Origin of the sequence: Methylobacterium sp. 1030 (genome assembly GCF_040544715.1) — a bacterium.
Taxonomy (GTDB): Bacteria; Pseudomonadota; Alphaproteobacteria; order Rhizobiales; family Beijerinckiaceae; genus Methylobacterium.
This window is the reverse complement of the sequence record NZ_JBEPKM010000015.1, coordinates 38188-57856: the sequence shown is the minus strand read 5'-3', so window position 1 is coordinate 57856 and position 19669 is coordinate 38188. Positions and strand designations below refer to the sequence as shown.

The 19669-nt window shown below is 72.7% G+C and carries 19 protein-coding genes; 9 read left to right on the top strand and 10 right to left on the bottom strand.

From position 1 onward, the window contains the following. Positions 1-112: 112 nt before the first annotated feature. Positions 113-337: a hypothetical protein gene (locus ABIC30_RS21545; RefSeq protein ID WP_020096530.1), complete on the top strand. Its 225-nt coding sequence runs from the start codon at positions 113-115 to the stop codon at positions 335-337. Between the two features lie 339 nt (positions 338-676). Continuing rightward, a complete protein-coding gene (locus ABIC30_RS21540; RefSeq protein ID WP_020096529.1) occupies positions 677-1135 on the top strand; it encodes a Ros/MucR family transcriptional regulator in 459 nt (152 codons plus the stop codon). 76 nt (positions 1136-1211) lie between these two features. Here the strand turns inward: ABIC30_RS21540 and ABIC30_RS21535 are convergent, their stop codons facing one another. After that, positions 1212-1469 (bottom strand): hypothetical protein, encoded by a 258-nt coding sequence (locus tag ABIC30_RS21535; RefSeq protein ID WP_020096528.1) that lies wholly within the window; start codon positions 1467-1469, stop codon positions 1212-1214. Positions 1470-1591: 122 nt separating this feature from the next. Here ABIC30_RS21535 and ABIC30_RS21530 point away from each other — a divergent pair, with 122 nt between their 5' ends. Beyond that, on the top strand, positions 1592-1840 hold the full coding sequence (locus tag ABIC30_RS21530; protein ID WP_020096527.1) for a DUF6894 family protein: 249 nt from the start codon (positions 1592-1594) through the stop codon (positions 1838-1840). 29 nt (positions 1841-1869) lie between these two features. Beyond that, positions 1870-2148 (top strand): hypothetical protein, encoded by a 279-nt coding sequence (locus tag ABIC30_RS21525; protein ID WP_026605481.1) that lies wholly within the window; start codon positions 1870-1872, stop codon positions 2146-2148. Positions 2149-2158: 10 nt separating this feature from the next. On the opposite strand, the gene ABIC30_RS21520 is transcribed toward ABIC30_RS21525, so the two are convergent. Then, entirely contained in the window at positions 2159-2287 is a 129-nt protein-coding gene (locus ABIC30_RS21520; protein WP_020096525.1) for a hypothetical protein, read from the bottom strand. Between the two features lie 204 nt (positions 2288-2491). Between ABIC30_RS21520 and ABIC30_RS21515 the strand changes: the two genes are divergently transcribed. From ABIC30_RS21515 to ABIC30_RS21505, 3 genes are all read left to right on the top strand, one after another. After that, complete coding sequence (locus ABIC30_RS21515) at positions 2492-3034, top strand: DUF3016 domain-containing protein (protein WP_020096524.1); 543 nt, start codon at positions 2492-2494, stop codon at positions 3032-3034. A gap of 181 nt (positions 3035-3215) precedes the next feature. Beyond that, complete coding sequence (locus tag ABIC30_RS21510; RefSeq protein ID WP_020096523.1) at positions 3216-4706, top strand: sensor histidine kinase; 1491 nt, start codon at positions 3216-3218, stop codon at positions 4704-4706. Continuing rightward, the gene (locus ABIC30_RS21505; protein ID WP_042672258.1) at positions 4703-5068 is read left to right on the top strand and encodes a response regulator; all 366 of its coding nucleotides are present in this window, start codon (positions 4703-4705) and stop codon (positions 5066-5068) included. The genes ABIC30_RS21510 and ABIC30_RS21505 overlap by 4 nt, the downstream gene beginning before the upstream one ends. Before the next feature lie 103 nt (positions 5069-5171). On the opposite strand, the gene ABIC30_RS21500 is transcribed toward ABIC30_RS21505, so the two are convergent. Both ABIC30_RS21500 and ABIC30_RS21495 read right to left on the bottom strand, forming a co-directional pair. After that, positions 5172-5369, bottom strand: coding sequence for a hypothetical protein (locus ABIC30_RS21500; protein ID WP_020096521.1), 198 nt, complete (start codon positions 5367-5369; stop codon positions 5172-5174). Between the two features lie 45 nt (positions 5370-5414). Continuing rightward, positions 5415-9998 carry a S8 family serine peptidase gene (locus ABIC30_RS21495; RefSeq protein WP_354456080.1) on the bottom strand — a complete coding sequence of 1528 codons (4584 nt, stop codon included), beginning with the start codon at positions 9996-9998 and terminating at the stop codon, positions 5415-5417. Between the two features lie 379 nt (positions 9999-10377). Here ABIC30_RS21495 and ABIC30_RS21490 point away from each other — a divergent pair, with 379 nt between their 5' ends. Then, positions 10378-11433: a helix-turn-helix domain-containing protein gene (locus ABIC30_RS21490; protein WP_020096007.1), complete on the top strand. Its 1056-nt coding sequence runs from the start codon at positions 10378-10380 to the stop codon at positions 11431-11433. A 1-nt stretch (position 11434) separates the two neighbouring features. Continuing rightward, entirely contained in the window at positions 11435-12622 is a 1188-nt protein-coding gene (locus ABIC30_RS21485) for a transporter substrate-binding domain-containing protein (RefSeq protein ID WP_020096008.1), read from the top strand. On the opposite strand, the gene ABIC30_RS21480 is transcribed toward ABIC30_RS21485, so the two are convergent. The 6 genes from ABIC30_RS21480 to ABIC30_RS21455 all read right to left on the bottom strand — a co-directional run bounded on the left by ABIC30_RS21480 (position 12623) and on the right by ABIC30_RS21455 (position 19396). Further along, positions 12623-13996, bottom strand: a complete 1374-nt coding sequence (locus ABIC30_RS21480) for an LLM class flavin-dependent oxidoreductase (RefSeq protein WP_020096009.1) — start codon at positions 13994-13996, stop codon at positions 12623-12625. Then, positions 13996-15234 carry an SfnB family sulfur acquisition oxidoreductase gene (locus ABIC30_RS21475; RefSeq protein WP_234081597.1) on the bottom strand — a complete coding sequence of 413 codons (1239 nt, stop codon included), beginning with the start codon at positions 15232-15234 and terminating at the stop codon, positions 13996-13998. Before ABIC30_RS21475 ends, ABIC30_RS21480 begins: the two co-directional genes overlap by 1 nt. Before the next feature lie 10 nt (positions 15235-15244). Next, positions 15245-16489, bottom strand: coding sequence for an SfnB family sulfur acquisition oxidoreductase (locus tag ABIC30_RS21470; protein WP_234081595.1), 1245 nt, complete (start codon positions 16487-16489; stop codon positions 15245-15247). 208 nt (positions 16490-16697) lie between these two features. After that, positions 16698-17351, bottom strand: coding sequence for a methionine ABC transporter permease (locus tag ABIC30_RS21465; protein ID WP_234081594.1), 654 nt, complete (start codon positions 17349-17351; stop codon positions 16698-16700). Positions 17352-17429: 78 nt separating this feature from the next. Continuing rightward, a complete protein-coding gene (locus ABIC30_RS21460) occupies positions 17430-18596 on the bottom strand; it encodes a methionine ABC transporter ATP-binding protein (RefSeq protein WP_354456091.1) in 1167 nt (388 codons plus the stop codon). Beyond that, positions 18596-19396 carry a MetQ/NlpA family ABC transporter substrate-binding protein gene (locus ABIC30_RS21455; protein WP_234081592.1) on the bottom strand — a complete coding sequence of 267 codons (801 nt, stop codon included), beginning with the start codon at positions 19394-19396 and terminating at the stop codon, positions 18596-18598. The genes ABIC30_RS21460 and ABIC30_RS21455 overlap by 1 nt, the downstream gene beginning before the upstream one ends. Positions 19397-19669 lie beyond the last annotated feature (273 nt).

The window sequence follows — 19669 nt, the reverse complement described above, 5'->3', positions numbered from 1 at the left end:
CTGATCGGGGACGGGGCCGGACCGCCCGGTCCCGGCGACCGCGCCGGCCGCGCGGGGAACATGCGGCGACCTCCCGCCTTGGCCCTACACGAAGGACCGCAGGGAGGGACGGATGGGACAGGATGTCGACGCCGCACGCGAGGCCCTGGGGACGGTCCCGCCGGGCCGGCCGGCAGCCCCGGAGAAGCGGGCCGACCCGGCGGCCGGCGGCAGCGGTCCCCACGCCCCGGGCCCCGTTGATCCCGGCTCCGACGCGGCGCCGGAGAGCGGCGGCTACGACACCCGACCGCCCGCGCCGCAGCCCGACAACCGGAAGGGCGGGTACGGCGCCGGCTGAGGCGCGCGAACCCCCTTCATCCGTCCATCGCCCTCAAGGCGCGGCGCTTTGCCTGTGCCGGGGCGCGCGGGTCACCCGTCGAAGTCGCCTGCGGGCGCGCGGGGTCGCTGATCGGCGTCGTTCGAGGCTGTCGCGCGGTCAGCTGGGTCACCCCCGTCCGGACGCGCCGAGATCCTCTGCGGTCGATGCGGACGTGCAACGAACGGCGCACCCGTCGGCCTCCGCACGGCGCGAGAAAATCTAGAGATATTCATCGAGTCTTCGTTCTATATTTACGCTGTTTAAACCCTTGCCGCGCCCAAACCGTGGGAACGTAAATCGCTCGCTGGAAGTCCGATCATGAATGAGACCTTCGATGAGACATCCAACACCTTGGCCGTGATGACCGCCGAGCTTGTGGCCGCCTACGTGTCGAACAATCCGGTGCCGGCCGCGGAGCTGCCGGCCCTGATCGCACGGGTGCACGGCGCGATCAGCGGACTCGTCGCCGGGACGCCGGCGGCGCAGGCCGGCGCGGCCCCGCAGGCCGAGGTCGAGAAGCCGAGCGCGGCCCAGATCCGCAAGTCGGTCCGGCACGACGGGATCGTCAGCTTCATCGACGGCAAGCTCTACAAGACGCTGAAGCGCCACTTGGCCAGCCACGGCCTGGATCCGCGCAGCTACCGCGACAGCTACGGCCTGCCGACCGACTATCCGATGGTCGCCCCCGGTTACGCCGAGCAGCGCTCCGCCCTCGCCAAGGCGATCGGCCTGGGCCAGCCCGGCGCCATGGCGCGGCGCGGCGGCACGGACCACTGATCCCCGACAGGCGCGTCGCCGCCCGGGCGGCGAGACCGCCGGCTGCCCGGCCGACCGCGCGGTCATCGCCGGGCGGTCAACCCTCCGGGCCGGCGCGGCGCTTCTCCCGGACCCCGCCCGCCCCGGTGCGGCCGCGGGCGTAGCCCAGCGATATCAGCCCGCCCTGCCGGGCGAGGCGCCGCTCCAGCGCGTCGAGATCGACCAGAGCGTCCGCGATGGCCGCGACGAGCGCGGCCCACGCGTCACCCTTCGCCGCCCTGTGATAGGCCACGGCGATCGTCTCGGCCTCCCTGAGACGAATCTCCGCAGGGGCCGCCTCGGGATCTGGGTGCATCGCCGTCCGAATCCGTATAGAACATATCACGAACAAAGCGCATCGGCGCGGTGGGTTCAACCGCGGATGCGCCCCGTTCCCGGATCGCGGTGGAGTGCTGTGGATTGATCGAGGGAAGCTCAATGCCGACGCGGCTTTACCGCTTCCACTGCACGGACGGCCACGAGCTGGTGACCGACTTGCGCGGCAGCCGGTTTCCGAACGCGGCGCAGGTGCGGGCCCACGCCGATCGTGTCGCGCTCGCGCTGATGGAGCGGGTCGTGGAGCGGTTCGACTGGTCGGGCTGGCAGGTCGAGGTCTACGACGCCAAGGGCCGCCGGGTCTGGATCCGGGCCTTCCCGGATGTGTGCGTCGACAGGCGGGCCGCCTGAGACGGGTGGCCGAGCAGAAGGAGAAGCAGATGGCGTTCAAGCCGAGATCCGCCGCCGAGACCAAGGCGCGCGACCTGGGTCTGGCCCTGGCCCGGATCGCCGAGGACGCGGGCACGCCGGCCCATATCGGCGTCGACCGCTTGCGGCGCGCGAGTCCCCGGCTGACCCCGCTGGCAGTGGGTCAGATGGTGCGCCGGGAGCGGGACACCGTCGAGGCGACCCTGGCCGAGCGCGGTCTGGCGCTCGTCGACTATTCCGATCAGGGGCCGGGTCGCGGGATGGAATTCGTCATCGACGCGGCGGCCTGAGCGGCGCGGGTCAGGCCGCCGCCGGGCGGCTCCGCAGCAGGCGGCCGACCAGGCGGAACGGCAGGAGCGGCAGCTTGATCAGCGCCGTGACCACCAGCACCGCCACGACGGTGAGAAGCGCGAGAACAGAGTTCATCATGCGCGTCGGACTCCCATGACCGGCTCGCCCCTCGGGCCGGGAGCGCTACGAGGCGCCCGGATCACGGCGAGACTATGGACGGTCGGGCGCCATTCGGTCGCAGCCGGACATCCGAGCGGGGCACTGGATACCGGGCCCCGTTCGGGCGGTTCTTCCCGGCAGGCCTGCCCCGGTCAGGCCGCCACACGCGGAGAGGAGTTCGGTATGCGCACGCGTCTCGCCGGAAGATCGGCCGCGCTCGCGGCCGCGGCCGCGCTCTCGGTGATCGGGTCGTCCGCGGCCCCCGCCCGGGCACAGCCGGCGGCACAGGCGCAGGTGGCCGTGCGCTACGCCGCGCCGGAGCGGTTCACCGATGCCGAGAACCGCTTCGGCTCCGGGCAGCCGCTCCGGGTCACCCTGGCCGAGCTGACCCGGATCTTCACGGATCTCGGCACGGCGCGGCTCCGCCCCGACGAGCGTCTCGACATCACGGTGCTCGACGTCGATCTGGCGGGCTTCGACCGGCCCGGCTTCGCGACCCCGACCGGCCTGCGGGTCGTGACGGACGCCACGCCGCCGCGGATCCGCCTCGCCTACAGCCTGCGTCGCGGCGGCCGCACCGTGTCACAGGGCGCGGACACGGTGACGGACATCAACTTCCTGCTGACGTCCAATCCCCGCTTCTCCACCGGCGGCCTCTACTACGAGCGGCAGATCCTGCGCGACTGGTTCGCCCGGCGCTTCCCGGAGCCCGCGGGCCGCGGCTAGAACCCGTCTGCCGGCCCGACGACGCGACCGGGCCGGAGCCGGCGGCGCCCCTACCGGGCAGAGGAGCGGTGTAGTAGCGTCGGCGTGACCCGCACGCCGGGCCGGCCGACCCGACCGGTCGCGGACCGGGCTTCCACCCTCTGCGCTCGCCCGAGCCGGAGTCTCACGAGTCGGTCACCGCATGAGCGAGGCCCGCATCTTCTCGGCCGGCTGCAGCGAGCTCGCCGACCTCGTCCGGAGCTTCGACTGGGCGAGGACGCCGCTGGGTCCCATCGCCGACTGGCCGCAGAGCCTGGTCTTCGCGGTCAGCACGCTGCTGCAATCGCCGGTGCCGATCGTGCTGCTCTGGGGCGAGGACGGCATCATGATCTACAACGACGCCTATTCGGGCTTCGCGGGCGGCCGCCATCCCGAGCTCCTCGGCTCGAAGGTGCGCGAGGGCTGGCCGGAGGTCGCCGACTTCAACGACAACGTCATGCGCGTCGGCCTCGCCGGCGGGACGCTGTCGTACAAGGACCAGCAACTGACCCTGCACCGCTACGGCCGGCCCGAGCCGGTCTGGATGAATCTCGACTACTCGCCGGTCTTCGGGGAGGACGGGCGCCCGGCCGGGGTCATCGCCATCGTGGTCGAGAGCACCGAGCGGGTTCTGGCCGAGCGCCGCCTGCGCGCGAGCGAGGAGCTGTTCCGCACCCTCGCCCAGGGCATCCCCCAGCTCGTCTGGCGCGCCGCGATCGACGGGGCCTGCATCTGGTCGAGCCCGCAATGGCACGCCTATACCGGGCAGACCGACGCGACGAGCCTGGGCTGGGGCTGGCTGGCGGCGGTCCATCCGGACGATGAGGCGGTCGCCGCGGCCGCGTGGCGCGACGCGCCGGTAAGCGGCCACCTCTCCTTCGAGCACCGGCTCCGCAACGCCGCCGAGGACCGGTTCTGCTGGTTCCAGACCCGCGCCGCGCCGGTCCGCGACGCGCAGGGCCGGATCGTCGAGTGGCTCGGCACCTCGACCGACATCGACGATCTGCGCCAGCTCCAGGAGCGGCAGCAGGTCATGGTCGCCGAGCTGCAGCACCGGACCCGGAACCTCCTCGGCGTCGTGCGCTCCATCGCCAAGCAGACCATGGCCCAGACCGGGCCCGGCGAGACGTTCCGGCAGCGGTTCAACGATCGCCTGTCCGCCCTCTCGCGGGTCCAGGGCCTCCTCTCGCGCTCCGATCAGGAACCGATCACGCTCCGCTCCCTGATCGAGACGGAACTCGCCGCCCTCGACGCCCCGGCCATGCCGGCGCGCATCCGGCTGCACGGGCCCGTGGTGCGGCTGCGCAAGGCGACGGTGCAGACCTTCGCGCTGGCCCTGCACGAGCTCGCCACCAACGCGCTGAAATACGGCGCGCTCACCACCGCGCAGGGACGCCTGAGCGTGACGTGGCGGACCTACCGGGCGGACGACGGCGGCGGCCGGCTGCTGGTGGAATGGGTGGAGGAGGGTCTCGTTCGCGGACCGGAGCTGGCGGACGCGGCGCCGCGGGGCGGCTACGGTCGGGAATTGATCGAGCACGCCCTACCCTACGCCCTGAAGGCGACGACCAGCTACGAACTCGGCGCCACGGCGCTACATTGCTCGATCAACATCCCGCTCCCCGAGGGAGAAGCCGCAGGCAACCCCGCATGACCTCGAAACCACGCGCGCTGGCCGGCAGGCGGGTCCTGCTCGTCGAGGACGACTACTTCATCGCCGTCGATCTCAAGTCCGGCTTCGAGGAAGGCGGCGCCCAGGTGCTGGGTCCGGTCGCGAGCGTCGGCGAGGCGCTGGCGCTGATCGCCGGCACGACCGAGATCGACGCCGCGGTCCTCGACATCAACCTGCAGGACGAGCTGGTCTATCCGGTGGCCGACGCGCTGCACGCGCGCGGTGTGCCCTTCCTGTTCGCGACCGGCTACGATCCGGTCGCCGTGCCCTCGCTCCACGGCGCCGTCGCTCTCTGCCAGAAGCCGATCGACCCGCAGGTCGTGGCGCGGGCGCTGTTCGGCTGACGTTTCCCGGCTGTCGGTGGCGCGAGCCGCGGCGGCGCGGCGGATGTTTCCTGTGAAACATCCGCGCGGGCATCGATTCCCGCGCTGCTGCGGGCGCCGCGCGTCAGCGGTCCCCGAAGAGGCGCGCGATCGCGCCGGCGGCCAGCCACAGGCCTCTCAGGAGCCACCAGACCAGCCGGCCCGCCTGGACCAGCAGCTCGACGGCTTCGAGACCGTCGAGCACGCGCCGGAAGAAGCCGCGCCGGCGGGCTGCCGGTGCGGGCTCGGGCGGTGGCTTATCCGGGCCGTCTCTCCCGCGCATGCGCGCCTCCGGACCACGGCGCCGGCCAAGTAAAGGCGGCGCCCCTCACCACGCGGCCTGGAGGCCGGCGGTGAACACCTGGGCGGTGGCGCCCGGGCGGACGTCGCCGGTATAGCCCACCGACAGCCGCACGCCCTCGGCGACCCCCCCCGTCAGGCTCACCCCCAGAACCGCGCCGTCCCGGCCCAGCGCGCTCGTCCGGCCCGCGAACCCCGCCCCGAACAGGCTCGAGCGAACCACCGCCGCCGTGTCGGCCAGCTCGTGCGCCCAGTACGCCCGACCCTCAAGGCGCAGGTCCGGAATGCCCGCCACCGCCCAGCTCGTCACCCGCCCGCCGACCAGGCTGCGCGCCGCGTCGAGGTCGGCCACCGCGAAGCCCTGCCCGCCGAAGCCCTGCCCGACCAGACCGCCCCGCTCGGACACACGGCCCCGCGTCAGCCGGTCGTAGCTGAAGCCCACCTCCGGCACGACCTCGACCGGCAGGCCGGTCGCCAGCGCGTAGCCGGCAAAGCCCGACACCCCGCCGTTCCAGCCCGACGACAGCCCGGACGCCTGCGACACCGCCGCGCCCAGCGCCACCGTCCGGTCCACCCGACCGTCCGCGTACGACACGCCCGCCGTGCCCCGCAGGATCACCGCGCCCAGCCGCGTGCTCGCGTACAGCGTCCCGCCGTAGCTGTCGGTGGTGAACCGACCCAGCCCCGCGCCCCGCGACGTGCCGCCCGCGCGCAGGTAGCTGAACGCACCGCCCACCTGCGTGTCCGCCCCGACCTGGCGGTCGACGCCCATCAGCAGCCCGCCCGCGTCGAACCCGGCGCCCGCCGCCGCCCGGTCGCCCGCGCGCGCGCCGAACCCGTACAGCGCGTCGGCCCAGACCCGGCCCTCGCCCACCGCAAGCGGCGCCGCCGCCGCCCCGGCACCGCCGCGCACCTGCAGCGCCGTGCGGTTCGGGCCCGGGCCCGGATCGCCCGCGCTGAACGCGCCCGCGCCCCCGCCCAGCCCGCGCTGGTGCCGGTCGATCGTGTCGGAGAGCAGACGGCGCGCGGCGAGGTCGGTCATCACCGCGTCGCCGTAGCTCTGGCCCGACAGGCTCGCCAGCCCGCCCGGCAGCGTCGCCGGGCCGGCCGCGTAGAGCGGGTCGAACACCCGCGCCCGCGCCGCGTCCGGCCGCGTGCCGGCGGCCGGGCGGGCGAGGTCGAGGGCCGCGCCCACGGCCCGGGCGTTGCCGGTCTGGGCGAGGCCGAGGCCTGCGAGGTTGCCGTAGGCGGCCGGCGTGACCACGAGGTCGAGGCCGGTGGCGGCGTAGAGCGCGTCGAGGCGCGTGCCCGCCGGCAGGCCCGCCGCCGGCTGGGCGAGCCCGCTGAACGAGCCCGACAGCCCGGCCTGCGCGGTGAGCACGCCGAAGCGCTGGCCGAGCGCGGGGGTGAAGCTGTTCGTGGCGTTGCCGGTGATGCCGCGAAGCTCCGGCACCAGGGTGCCGTTGGCCGAGACCGTGCCGGTCGGGCCGAGCGCCAGCAGGCGGGCGTAGCTGCCCGCGCCGGTGCCGGTGCCCGGGCCGTCGATGTCGAGGCCGAGGCTGCTGCCGGGGGCGAACGCCACCGGGCCGAGCACGGTGAGCGTGCCGGGGGAGTTGCCCGGCCGCAGGGCGCCCGCGACCGTGACCGGGGCCGCGACGGTGCCGATGCCGCGCAGGGTGCCATTGGCCGCGACCGTGACCGGCGAGGTCCAGAGGCCGTTGAGGGAGAGCGTGCCGGCCTGGATTGTGGTCGGGCCGGAGAAGAGGCCGGGGCCGGTGAGCAGGAGCGTGCCGGGGCCGGCCTTGGTCAGGCTGGTCGGGCTCGCGGTCTCCAGGATGGCGCCGGCATAGGTGGAGGCGGCCGCACTGGAGACCGTGAGGGCGCCGTTGCCCAGGACGGCGGAGGCCGGGCCGGCGAGGTCGGTGAGCGTGAGGGCGGTGCCGCCGAGGTCGAGGGCGCCGGTGTTGGTCAGGCCGGTGAGCCCGGCGAGCGGGCCGGTGATCTGCACGAGGCCGGTGTTGGTGAGCGTGCCGTTGAACTGCCCGGACAGGCGGGCGACGCCGGTGTTGGTCAGGTCGGCGGTGAGGGTGCCGTCGCTGGCGACGAGGCCGGCGTTGCTGAGGCCGCCGGAGGCGGTGAGGCTGGCGCTCTGGGCGACGGCGACGAGGCCGGCATTGGCGAGGGGGCCGGCGAGGCTGTAGCTGCCGCCCGTGGTGACGGCGAGCGTCGCGCCGGCGGCGTTGGCGAAGGGGCCGCTGCTGGCCACGGATCCGGCGACGGCGAGCAGGCCGGCATTGTTGGCGATGGCGCCGTCGATGCGGCCGGCGCTGGCGAGCACGGTGCCGGCATTGGTCAGGCCGCCGCTGATCGTGCCGCTGGTGGCGAGGAGGCCGGTGTTGGCGACGCCGCCGCCGATGGCGCCGCTGTTGCTCAGGATGCCGCTGCTGATGACGCCGCCGGCGATCGCGCCGGTGTTGAGGGCGGTGCCGGTGTTGGTCAGCCCGCCCGCGAGGGTGCCGGCGTTGATCAGGCTGCCGCTGTTGGTCGCGCCGCCGCCGACGGTGCCGGTGTTGAGGGCCAGACCGGCATTGGCCAGCCCGCCCGCGACGGTGCCGGTGTTGAGGGCCAGACCGGCATTGGCGAGGCCGCCCGTGATGGTGCCGCTGTTGGCGAGGACGCCGAAGTTGCCGACGTTGCCGGAGACGAGGCCGGCATTGAGGAAGCTCGCCGCCGAGCCGACGAGAACGGGCGCGGTGAGGCTGCCGGTGGCGGTCAGGGCCAGGGTGCCGGTGCCGACCAGGGCGCCGCCCGTGAACGTGTTGGCGGCCGAGAGCACGGCGGTGCCGGGGCCGGTCTTGACGAGCACGCCCGGCTGGCTGCCGTCGTCGATCGGCCCCGCGAAGGTGGCGGTGCCGAGGTCGATCTGCAGGGTGCCGGGGCCGGCCAGCGTGATCGGGCGGGCGGTGGCGAAGCCGTCGGCCAGGACCTCGAGGGTGCCGCCGCCGAGGGTCAGGCCGGTGCCGGCGGCGCCGAGATTGGCGTCGCGGGAGACGGCCAGGGTACCGCCGAGGACGGCGGTGCCGCCGGCATAGGTGTTGGTACCGGCGAGTTCGAGTGTGCCGAGACCAACCTTGATCAGACCGCCGACGCCCGAGATGTCGTTGGCGAAGCGGCCGTAATAGGCTTGGCCATTGTAGGTGGTGTTGACCGTCCAAGTGGAGGTGAACTGACCCGGGCCGTCGATGGCCTTGCCGAGGTTGAGCAGGCCCCAGCCGTAGATGGCGTTCGGGGCGTTGGCGGGCCCGTCACCGAGATGGGTGGCGGTTGTGAACATGGTCTGGGCGATCTGCGGCGCCGTCAGGAACGGGAACGCCTGACGCAATACGGCCGCAGCACCGGCCACGTGCGGCGCGGCCATTGAGGTGCCTTGCAGAGGCCCATAGTTTGAACCATTGAGAATTTTATTGTTGTTGGCGTCGAAGCCGCTGTAGCCCTGTCCGACCTGCACGGTTGAATAGATATTGACGCCCGGTGCCGCGATGCACCACGCTGCCGTAACACCGCACCAGTTGCTGAAATTGGCGATCTTCTTGTTTTCGTTGACTGCGACTACTGAAACGATAAAGCCGTCCAGCTTCGAAAAATCAATTTTGCTTTGGTCGACGGGGCCGGTCGGCGCATAGTCGGGGCTGGGATCGCCATTAGGGTCAGTCCCGTAGGTGGTATAAAATTGGTAGAGACCGCTATTCGCATTCGCTGGCTTGATGAATGGATAGAATGCGGCGCCGCTCGGGTTTTGAGTTACATCGGGTTGACTTCTTCGATCGTTGCCTGCGGCAAAGACCATGAGCATGTCTGACTGTGCGGCCCCAAGAAGCGCACTGGCCTCTCTTTCATCTGATATCTCGAATTCTTGAATTGACATTCTTCTATAGTTAGGATTTAAAAATCCATCGACGATCGGAGAAGAGGTCGTCGGTCCATAACTGCCATTCAAGACCCGGGCGCCGCTTTGAGTTGCTGCCTCCACTGCAGAGATTGTATTGCGTAAATTGAATAACGCCAATATCTTGCTGTCGAAACCGACCCCCATCATCCCGACGCCATCACGGGCAGCCGCAACTGTACCAGCCGCATGGGTTCCATGACTGGATGCAGTGTCCGTATCGAATATAAGGGTTTGATTTAGTCCGGGAATAAAATTTCTTGATTGCTGAGAGATCCGTCCTCGGAATTCTGGATTCGTGGGGTCGATCCCGGAGTCAATCACGGCAACCAATACGCCTAGACCGGTGAAGCCTCGGGCGTAAGCGGTGGCGGCATTAATCGCAGACAAGCCCCAGTCGGCTCTGTATTCGGGCGTGTCGAACTGCGCCGCGGTCAGGGGAACGCCAAAAGCATCGAACGTCGAAGGCGAGCGCGCCGGCACGGTCTGCGCCGCAACAGGTCCGAGAGCCAGCGTGAGGGTGGCGAGCGAGCTGCCGACCAGCAATCCGAGCCGTACGGGGCCGCGCCGCCGGGTTCCGGCGCGCGCGCCCCGGCTCGGATCACAGGATCCGGTCACACGCTCTACATCGCTATACTGTTGGACCACCAGACTGACCCCCGTCATGCCTGCCGCAAGCTTTGCACGGGGGTTAGGAAATGCGGCTTTAACGGACTATCACATCGCGGCCACACCCGGCGCCGCGCGCGACGTCCTGAAACGGGGATCCCCCTTTCTGGGACGGATGGAACCACACCGCCGGCTCGCGGGTCACGTTGATCGGACGTTGCGCCGGGGGCGGTCCGGTCGGGCGGCCCCCGCGTCGAATCGCACGCCGCCCGGGCAAACGACAGTGTACAGCCGCTCGGGTCGGCGGGAGACAGGAGGACTGTCCGGGTGGACGCGGCTAACGTGCGGGACGACCGGACCGCGTTGCCACGCGTCACCTTGGGACAGGCCCCCGTTCTTCATCGGTCGCGCGAACAGCAGGTGTCAGGCTCTACGTATGTCTTCCGAGGAGAGAAACCACGACCTGGACGCGGCACCGGCCGGGGGGGAGGCGCCGGGCGGCGAGATCGCCTGCCTGCGGTTCGAGCCGCCCGGGGATCCCGCGGCGCTGGGGCGGGCGTGGCAGGACCATCTCGCGCCCATCTTCGACGTGAGCTTCCGCCCGGAGACCGATCTCACCGTCCCGATCGCGATGCGCAGCTACCATCTCGGCGACCTGCTGGTCGGCGACGTGGTGGCGCCGGCCCACACCCTCGTGCGGACGCGGGAGATGATCGGCCAGCAGGGCCTCGACCACATCCTGCTCCAGTTCTACCGGCGGGGGCAGAGCCGCGTGGAGACCGAGCAGGGCACCGGCCCCGTGAACGAGGTGCAGTGCATCGTCTTCGACCTCGCCCAGCCCGTGCGCATCGTGGCGGCTGCCGTCGACGCCACGAACGTCGTGATCCCCCGCGCCCTGCTGGAGAAGCAGGGCTGCCACCCCGACGCCCTGCACGGGCGCCCCCTCGACCACGACGGCGACCCGTTCGGGCGGCTGGTCCATAATTTCGTCGCCAACGTCGTCGCCTGCGGCGACCTCCTCGACCGCCGCGAGGCCCTGGCGGCCTCGGCGGCGATCACCCAGCTCTGCGCCAGCTGGCTGCGCGGGCAGGAGGAGGGGCGCCCCTCCCAGCACCAGGACATCCGGATCCGCGTCCGCCGCCTCGTCGAGGCGGAACTCGGCAACCCGAAGCTGACGCCCGCCCTGATCGCGACCCGGCTCGGCCTGTCGCGCTCGACCCTGTACCGGCTGTTCGCCCCCAACGGCATCGTGGCGTATATCCGCGACCGCCGCCTCATGGCGGCGATGCGGATGCTCGTGCGCGACGATGCCCCCAAACCCCTGCGCATCTCGCAGGTCGCCTTCGCGGTCGGTTTCTCGGACGAGCGGACCTTCCGGCGGGCGTTCAAGCGCCGGTTCGGCTTCATCCCGAGCGACGCGTCCCAGCGCCTGGAGACCGGCCCCGAACCCGCGCCCGGCGCCGTCCTGCGCAACTGGATCGAGAGCCTCTGACGTGCCGCGCCGGTCCGCCGGCCGGCGGCGCGCCGGCGCCGCGGGCGTCCTGTCCCTCTGCCTGTGCCTCTCCCTGTGCTGCGCGGCCGCCGCGCCGCTCGCCCCGGGCCCCGTCCAGGCCGAGACCCGGGAGGCGGCGCCCGCGCTCCGCACCGGCGAGCCCGAGACGTGGCGGGTCGCGACCCATCCGGTGCCGCCCCTGGTCATGGACGAGGACGGCCGGCTGCGCGGGTTCAGCATCGATCTCTGGAACGCCATCGCGCGGGATCTCGGCGTCCGGACGGCCTACCTGCGCGTCGACGACCTGCCGGCGCTGTTCGCGGCGGTCTCGGACGGGCGCGCGGACCTCGCCATCGCGGCGGTGTCGATCACCGCGGAGCGCGAGCGGCGTTTCGACTTCTCCGTCACGATGCTGGAGACCGGCCTGCGCATCGCCGTCCGGTCGGAGCCGGACGCGACCGGCTCGGCCACCGCGCGGGCTCTCCAGGCGCTCCTGAGCGACGCCGCCTTCCTGCAGGTCCTGCTGGGGCTCGCCGCCCTGATCCTGGCGGTGGCGGCCCTGGTCTGGTGGCTCGAGCGGCGCCACCCCGGCGGCATGGCGGCGCGCTCGGGACCGGCGCGCGGCTTCGCCCACGTCGTCTGGTGGGCCCTGAGCAGCCTCGCCGCCCAGGCGGAGGAGATGCCGCGCAGCCCGCTGGCGCGGGCCGTCACGGTGCTCTGGCTGTTCACCTGCATCGCCCTGGTGGCGTGGTTCACCGCGGGCCTGACCAGCACGGCGACCGTGGAGCGCCTGCGCGGCGCGATCAACGGCCCGCAGGACCTGCCGGGCAAGCGGGTGGGCACGGTCGCCGACACGACCTCGGTCGCCTACCTGGCGGACCATTTCGCCACGCCGGTGGGCTTCGCGACCCTGGAGGAGGCCTGCGCGGCGCTGCAGGCCGGCACGGTCGCGGCGGTGGTCTACGATGCCCCCGCGCTCAGCTACTACGCGACCCGGCCCGGCCACGACGCCCTGCGCCTGGTCGGCACCGCGTTCAACCGGCAATCCTACGGCATCCTGTTCCCGGCCAACGATCCCCGGCGCAAGCGCGTCAACCAGGCCCTGCTGGGCCTGCGGGAGGACGGCCGCTACGACGAGATCTACGGCCGCTGGTTCGGCTCCGAGAGCGGCGAGTCCCAGGGGCGCTGATCAGGGCCGCCGAGGCGCGCCGCGATAGGCCTCGGCCGGGTGGCGGGCGGGCAGCCGGTCCCCTTGGCCGAACAGCTTCGCCCGCAGCGAGCCCTCGGCGTAGGCGGTCTTGTAGAGGCCGCGGTCCTGCAGTTCCGGGATCACGAGGTCGATGAAGTCCGAGAAACTCTCCGGCACGACGATCCGGCTGAGGTTGAACCCGTCGACCTCGCCCTCCGCGATCCAGGCCTGGAGTTCGTCGGCGATCGTCACGGCGTCGCCGGTGAGCACCGCGTAGCGGCCGCCGAGCTGCAATTCGGCGAGGAGGTCGCGCTTCGTCAGTCCGCGCCTGGCCGCCGCCGCGGTGGCCGACTGGATGGCGTTGCCCGGCGCGTAGGGGATCGGCTCGTCGAGGCCGTAGCGGGCGAAGTCGATCCCCGTGGAGGCGGAGAAATGCGCGAGGCCCGCCTCCGGGCTCGCGTAGGACAGGTACTCGTCGCGCTTGGCCTCGGCCTCCGCCCGGGTCCGCCCGGGGATCACCGCGAGGCCGACGAACACCTTCACGTCGTCGGGCTCCCGGCCGGCCGCGACCGCCTCGGCCCGGATGGCGCGGACGGAGTCGCGGGCGGTGGCCGGGTCGCGGGCCGAGATGAACACGCACTCGGCGTGGCGGCCCGCGAAGGCGCGGCCGCGGCCCGAGGCGCCGGCCTGGTAGAGCACCGGCGTGCGCTGGCGCGACGGCTCCGACAGGTGGTAGCCCTCGACCGCGAAGAACTCGCCCCGGTGGACGACCTTGCGGATATGGGCGGGATCGCTGAACACCCGGGCCGCCCGGTCGCGGCGCACGGCCGCGTCGTCCCAGCTGCCCTCCCAGAGCCGGTAGAGCACCTCCAGATACTCGTCGGCGTAGTCGTAGCGCCGGTCGTGCGCCGGCAACGCGCCGCCGCTCTGGCCGCGGTGGGCGCTGTCGAGGTAGCCGGTGACGACGTTCCAGCCGATCCGGCCGCCCGTCAGGTGGTCGAGGGTCGAGAGGCGCCGGGCGAAGGTGTAGGGCGCCTCCTGGTGGACGTTGATCGTCACCCCGAAGCCGAGATGCTCGGTCACCGCCGCCATGGCGGAGATCATCACGGTCGGGTCGTTGACCGGGAGCTGCACGGCCTCCCGGGCGGTCACGTCGATGCCGCCGCCGTAGACGTCGTAGACGCCGATGATGTCGGCGATGAACAGGCCGTCGAACAGGCCGCGCTCCAGGAGCTTCGCCTGCTCGGTCCAGTAGGACAGCGTGTTGTAATCGGCCGAGCGGTCGCGCGGGTGGGTCCAGAGCCCGTGGTTGATGTGGCCCGCGCAGGTCATGTTGAAGGCGTTCAGCAGGATCTGCTTCGTCGCGGCGGCCATCAGAGCGCTCCGTGCCGGGGCGGCTGCCGGCCGTCGAGGTGGTAGGCGCCGATCCAGTGGTACTTCCAGCGCACCGGATCGTGCAGGGTGTGGGTGCGGACGTCGCGCCAGTAGCGGTCGAGCGCCTCGGCCCGGTCGGTGGCCGAGGTGCCGCCGAGCTCGACGAGCTTGTTGGCCGCGAGCAGGCCGGCCCGGTGGCTCGCCGCCCGGGCCTCGGCCACCGCCACGGAGGCCGCCGCGACGCTGTCGGCGTCGGGGGCTTCCTGCGCGGCGTCCACGTAGCGGCCGGCCCGCGCCAGCAGGGCGTCGGCCGCCGCGAGGCGCACCTGGACGTCGCCCAGCGCGTGGAGGGTCAGGGGATCCTCGCTCGCCCGCGCGACCCCGGAATCGATCCACGGCCGGGCGCGGTCGCGCACGAAGGGCAAGGTCGCCGCGAAGGCGCCCGCGCCGATGCCGAGATCGATCCCGGCGTGCAGGATCTGCGCGAAGGGGCCGAGGGCGGTGGGCCGCTCCAGCGAGGCCTGGAACGGCACCACCCAGTCGGGCTCCACGGCGACGCGGTCGAACAGGACCGAGCCCGAGCCGGTGAGCCGCTGCCCGAACCCGTCCCAGTCGTCGACCAGGGTCACGCCCGGCGCGTCCCGGGGGACGAAGACGAGGTAGGCGACCGCCCGGCCGTCCTCCTCGGCATTGGCCAGGGTGGGGATGCGGTGGGCGTAGAGCGAGCCGGTGCAGTAGTCTTTGCGGCCCTCGACAGTCCAGCCGGCCGGGTCGCGCACGAGGCGGGTGCGGCGGGTGTGGTCGCGCGCGCCGGTCTCGGCGAGCGCGTTGCCGAAGCGCTCGCCCGCCAGGACGCGGCCGTAGAGGGCGCGCTTCTGGGCCTCGGTGCCGCCGTTGCGGAGCACCTCCAGGGCGTAGAAATGGTTCTGCGGGATCTGGCCGAGGGAGCCGTCCGCCGCGGCGATCCGGGCGATCACCTGGGCGACCGTGGCGCTGTCGAGGCCGGGGCCGCCGTATTCCCTCGGCACCGTGATCGCCCAGAGGCCGGATTCGGTGAAGCGCGCGATCTCGGCGACCGGCAGGCGGCGCTCCAGGTCGCGCTCGGCGGCGGCCTCGGCGAAGGCCTCCGCCAGCCGGTCGGCGACGGCGAGCGCCGCGGCGGCGTCCGGAAGGACCGGCACCGGGCGCGGCGGCGCGGGTGCCTGCGTGAAGGCGGTCTCGTGGGGCTGGAGCGGCATCGCCCGGTCCTCAGTTCCACTGGTGCCGGGCGGGCAGCACGCCGTTCAGGGCGTGGTTCCCGAGGAGGTGGTACTTCCACCGCACGGGGTCGTGCAGGGTGTGGACCCGGGCGTCGCGCCAGTACCGGCCGAGATTGTACCCGTCGCGGGTCGCCGAGGCGCCGGCGAGCTCGAGCAGCCGCTCGGAGGCCTCCAGGGCCGCCTCGGTGGTGAGGATCTTGGCCTGCGCCACCGCCACCGAGGCCTCGGCCGCGCTCTGGGCGGTGACTGGGGCCGCGGCGATCCGGTCGAGCGCCCGTCCGGCCCGGGCCAGGACCTCCTCGGCGGCGTGCAGGTCGACGGTGAGCCGCCCGACCTCGCCGAGGATGTGGGGATCCTCCGCGACGGTCTCGGCGGTGAAGGGATAGGGCCGGGTCCGGGTGCGCAGGAAGTCGAGGGCGGCGGCGGCCGCGCCCCGGGCGAGCCCGGCGTCGATCGCCGCGTGGATCAGCTGCGAGACCGGCCCGAACAGGCCCGGGCGCCCGGCCAGGGGCGCGAGGTCGATCGTCAGCTCCGCCTCGACCGGGGCCTGCGCGAAGATCACGCTGCCGCTCGCCGTGGTGCGCTGGCCGAAGCCCTGCCAGTCGTCCACCACCCGCACGCCGGGGGCGTCCCGGCGCACGAAGACCAGGAGCGGCCCGCCGTCGGGGCCGACCGCGCGCGTCGGGATCCAGTGGGCGAAGAGCGCGCCCGTCGAGTAGAAGCGCGTGCCGCTGAGCCGCGGGCCCTCCGGCCCGGCGGTCAGCCGCGTGTCCACGCCGGTGATCGCCTTGCCGTTGCGGGCGGGCCCGGCATTGCCGATCCGGTGGCCGGCGAGCACGTCCCGGTAGATCCGCGCCTGCTGGGCGGGGCTGGCGGCGGCCGCGACCAGCGCCAGGACGCCGAACTGGTTCTGGGGGATCTGCGCCGCCGAGCCGTCGGCGGCGGCGAGGATCGCGAAGACCTCCGCGAGCGTCGCGTGCGAGACCTCGGCGCCGCCGTGTTCGCGCGGCACCGTGATGCCGCCGAGCCCGCTCTCCGTGAAGGCCGCGATCTCCGCCCAGGGCAGGCGCCGGTCGCGGTCGCGCTCGGCCGCGCCCGCCGCGAAGATCCGGGCCACGGCCCGCGCGGCCGCGATCGCCTCGGCGTCCGAGCGGATCCGGTGCGGCGGCGCCGGCGGCGGCGGCAGCCGATCTTCGACCGGGTCGGTGACGGGATCGTCCAGGTGCAGGCTCATACGGTTTCCGGTTGACCGCTCGGGTTGGGAAGTCCCGCCGTCATCGCGAGCGCGGCGAAGCGACCCGGGGCCCACGCGCGGTCGGAAGACGCGGCGCGGCCTGGACGGCTTCGCTCCGCGCGCGCGGACGGCGATGTCGAGGTCGTCGACCGGGGACGACCCATGGCTGCAGGCTCCCGGTCGGATCGCCCAGATCGGGCGGTTTCGCTCAGCGGGCCCGGAGCCGCCGCACCGCGGTGTCGCCCGCGAACTGGACCGCGCACACGAGGGCGATCAGGATCGCGATCACCACCACCATCACGGTGGTGTCGAAGCGCTGGTAGCCGTACCGGATGGCGACGTCCCCGAGCCCGCCCGCGCCCACCGCGCCGGCCATCGCGGAGGCGCCGATCATCGCCACCACCGTGATGGTGAAGCCGGCCACGATGCCCGGCAGCGCCTCGGGCAGGAGCACGTGGGCGAGGATGTGCCGGCGCCGGCAGCCGATGGACTGGGCGGCCTCGATCAGGCCCACATCCACCTCCCGCAGCGAGACCTCGGCGATCCGGGCGAAGAACGGGGTCGCGCTCACCGAGAGTGGCACGATCGCCGCCCAGACGCCGATCGTGGTGCCGGCCACCAGCCGGGTGAACGGGATCAGCGCCACCAGCAGCACGATGAAGGGCACGGCCCGGAAGCCGTTGACCACGGTCCCGACCACCCGGTGGGCCGTCGGCGCAGCGAAGATGCCGCCGGGCCCGGAGGTGACGAGGAACAGCGCCAGGGGAATGCCGGCGACCACGGCGATCCCGGCCGAGACCCCGACCATGAGCGCGGTGTCGAGGAAGGCCTGCCAGAGGCGTTCGATCATCTGCGGCGACATGGCGGGCCTCCGGGTTCGGGGTGCTGGGGCGGCGGTGGAGCGGTCGGGGTATCGGGGGAGGAGCGGTCCCGCATCGTCTCACCCCTCCGCCGGGTCGGCGGGGACGTAGCCGACCCGCTCCACGTCGCCGCCGAGCGTCCGCAGCCGCGCCTCCGCGCCCGGATCCTCGGCCGGGACGGCCACCAGCATCCGGCCGACCGCGTGGCCCTGGATCCGCTCGATGCCCGCCTGGAGCAGGCGCACCGGCGCCCCGGCCCCCGCGAGGCCCGAGAGGTCGGGCGCGGCCCGGCCCGAGCAGGTGATCCGCAGGATCGCCCAGCCGCCCGGCGCGGGCCGCGGCTGCAGCCGGGCCGCCAGATCCGGCGGCAGCCCGCGGGTCAGGGGTTCGAGCAGCGCCCGGGTGGTCGGGTGCTCGGGCGCCCCGAACACGCGCCAGACCGGCCCGGTCTCGACGACCCGGCCGCCCTCCAGCACCACCACGTCGCTGCAGATCTCGCGGATCACGCTCATCTCGTGGGTGATCAGGATGATGGTGATCCCGAGCCGCCGGTTGATGTCGCGCAGCAGGTCGAGGATCGCCAGCGTCGTCTCCGGGTCGAGGGCGGAAGTCGCCTCGTCGCAGAGCAGGATCTCCGGATCGCTCACGAGCGCCCGGGCGATGCCGACCCGCTGCTTCTGGCCCCCGGAGAGCCGCGACGGGTAGGTGTCGGCCTTGTCCTCCAGGCCGACGAGGCGCAGGGCCTCCGCGACCCGCGGGCCGATCGCGTGCCGCGGGACGCCCGCGACCGTGAGCGGCAGCGCCACGTTCTGCCGGACGGTCTTGGCCGCCAGCAGGTTGAAGTGCTGGAAGATCATGCCGATGCGCCGGCGCAGGGCGACGAGCCCGTCGGTGTCGAGGGCGTCGATCGGGGCGCCGTCGACCAGGACCCGGCCCGAACTCGGCGCCTCCAGCCGGTTGACCGTGCGCAGGAGGCTCGACTTGCCCGCCCCCGAGCGGCCGATGATGCCGAAGATCGCGCCGGCGGGGATCGCGAGGTCCACCCGGTCGAGCGCCTGCACCGGCCCGGCGGCCGAGCGGTAGGTCTTCGAGACGGACTCGAACCGCACCGTGCCGGTCTCCCGGTCGGCCTCGCTGCCGGGCGCGGCGGCCGGGGCCCGGGCGGCGGTCGCGGCGCCCGGGCTCGTCCGCCCGGCCGCGGCCGGCGTGCCCGGATCGCGCAGGCTGTCGAAGATCAGGCCGACCATCAGTTCTGCCACGCCAGCAGGTACAGCTTGTCGCTGTTGGCGAAGGACTTGCGGATCTGCTGTTTCACGGCCTCCGAGTTCTGGAAGAGCGTCACGAATTTCCGGATCACGGGGTCCTCCTTGCGGGCGGCCTTGGTGACGAAGCTCACGGCGAAGCGCCGGTCCTCGATACCGGAATAGATCAATCCGCTGGTCGGGTCGAAACTGCCGGCCGCCACGATGAAGTGCGGGTAGCCCAGGGCGAGGTCGACGTCGCCGGTGATCCGCGCGAGCTGCGGCCCCTCGACCTCGGTGAACCGCAGCGTCTTCGGGTTCTCGACGATGTCGTCGAGGGTGCCGAGGAAGCCGACACCGTCCCTCAGCGTGATCAGCCCGGCCTTCTGGAGGAGCAGCAGGCCGCGGCCCTGGTTCACCGGGTCGTTGGCGATCGCCACCGTGCCGCCCGCCGGGATCTGGTCGAAGCTCTTATGCTTCAGGGAGTACAGGCCGATATTGGACAGGATCCCGAGCCCGACGATGTCGAACGCGTAGCCCTTCTGCTTGGCGGCGTTCTCCATGAAGGGGCGGTGCTGGAAGAAGTTCACGTCGATGTCGCCGGCGTCGAGGGCGACGTTGGGCGTCGTCCAGTCGCTGAACTCGACCACCTTGACGTCGAGGCCCTCGGCCTTGGCCTCCCGGGCCGCGACCGTGACGGCGTCGCCGTAGGCGCCGGGCACGACGCCGACCCGGAGGGTCTCCGCCCCGGCCGGCAGGGCCCCGAGGCTGAGCGCCGCGACGGCGAGGAGACGCAGGAACTTCATCGGGCGGGAACTCTGATCGGGATGGACGGGGGCAAGTCCGGCGGTCGGGCCGCGATGGTTCGCGCCGCATCCGAAGGCATGCGGACACGATCCATCAAGTCGACAGGCGCCGTCTCACGTGGATGATTGTCTCGCGTCAGGTTTAGATCAGCGCGGCCCGCCCCGAAATTCTAAAGATCGTCGTTCGACGACACGAACGATCTCCCGATACCCCTGAACCGGAGAGGCGCATGCTGCGCCCCCGCGGAACTCCTCTCCGGCCCCGCTCCGTCC

Coding starts and splice junctions, on each gene's coding strand:
- ABIC30_RS21545 (WP_020096530.1), top strand. CDS start 113: ATGGGACAGGATGTCGACGCCGCACGCGAGGCCCTGGGGACGGTCCCG.
- ABIC30_RS21540 (WP_020096529.1), top strand. CDS start 677: ATGAATGAGACCTTCGATGAGACATCCAACACCTTGGCCGTGATGACC.
- ABIC30_RS21535 (WP_020096528.1), bottom strand. CDS start 1,469: ATGCACCCAGATCCCGAGGCGGCCCCTGCGGAGATTCGTCTCAGGGAG.
- ABIC30_RS21530 (WP_020096527.1), top strand. CDS start 1,592: ATGCCGACGCGGCTTTACCGCTTCCACTGCACGGACGGCCACGAGCTG.
- ABIC30_RS21525 (WP_026605481.1), top strand. CDS start 1,870: ATGGCGTTCAAGCCGAGATCCGCCGCCGAGACCAAGGCGCGCGACCTG.
- ABIC30_RS21520 (WP_020096525.1), bottom strand. CDS start 2,287: ATGATGAACTCTGTTCTCGCGCTTCTCACCGTCGTGGCGGTGCTGGTG.
- ABIC30_RS21515 (WP_020096524.1), top strand. CDS start 2,492: ATGCGCACGCGTCTCGCCGGAAGATCGGCCGCGCTCGCGGCCGCGGCC.
- ABIC30_RS21510 (WP_020096523.1), top strand. CDS start 3,216: ATGAGCGAGGCCCGCATCTTCTCGGCCGGCTGCAGCGAGCTCGCCGAC.
- ABIC30_RS21505 (WP_042672258.1), top strand. CDS start 4,703: ATGACCTCGAAACCACGCGCGCTGGCCGGCAGGCGGGTCCTGCTCGTC.
- ABIC30_RS21500 (WP_020096521.1), bottom strand. CDS start 5,369: ATGCGCGGGAGAGACGGCCCGGATAAGCCACCGCCCGAGCCCGCACCG.
- ABIC30_RS21495 (WP_354456080.1), bottom strand. CDS start 9,998: ATGACGGGGGTCAGTCTGGTGGTCCAACAGTATAGCGATGTAGAGCGT.
- ABIC30_RS21490 (WP_020096007.1), top strand. CDS start 10,378: ATGTCTTCCGAGGAGAGAAACCACGACCTGGACGCGGCACCGGCCGGG.
- ABIC30_RS21480 (WP_020096009.1), bottom strand. CDS start 13,996: ATGGCCGCCGCGACGAAGCAGATCCTGCTGAACGCCTTCAACATGACC.
- ABIC30_RS21475 (WP_234081597.1), bottom strand. CDS start 15,234: ATGCCGCTCCAGCCCCACGAGACCGCCTTCACGCAGGCACCCGCGCCG.
- ABIC30_RS21470 (WP_234081595.1), bottom strand. CDS start 16,489: ATGAGCCTGCACCTGGACGATCCCGTCACCGACCCGGTCGAAGATCGG.
- ABIC30_RS21465 (WP_234081594.1), bottom strand. CDS start 17,351: ATGTCGCCGCAGATGATCGAACGCCTCTGGCAGGCCTTCCTCGACACC.
- ABIC30_RS21460 (WP_354456091.1), bottom strand. CDS start 18,596: ATGGTCGGCCTGATCTTCGACAGCCTGCGCGATCCGGGCACGCCGGCC.
- ABIC30_RS21455 (WP_234081592.1), bottom strand. CDS start 19,396: ATGAAGTTCCTGCGTCTCCTCGCCGTCGCGGCGCTCAGCCTCGGGGCC.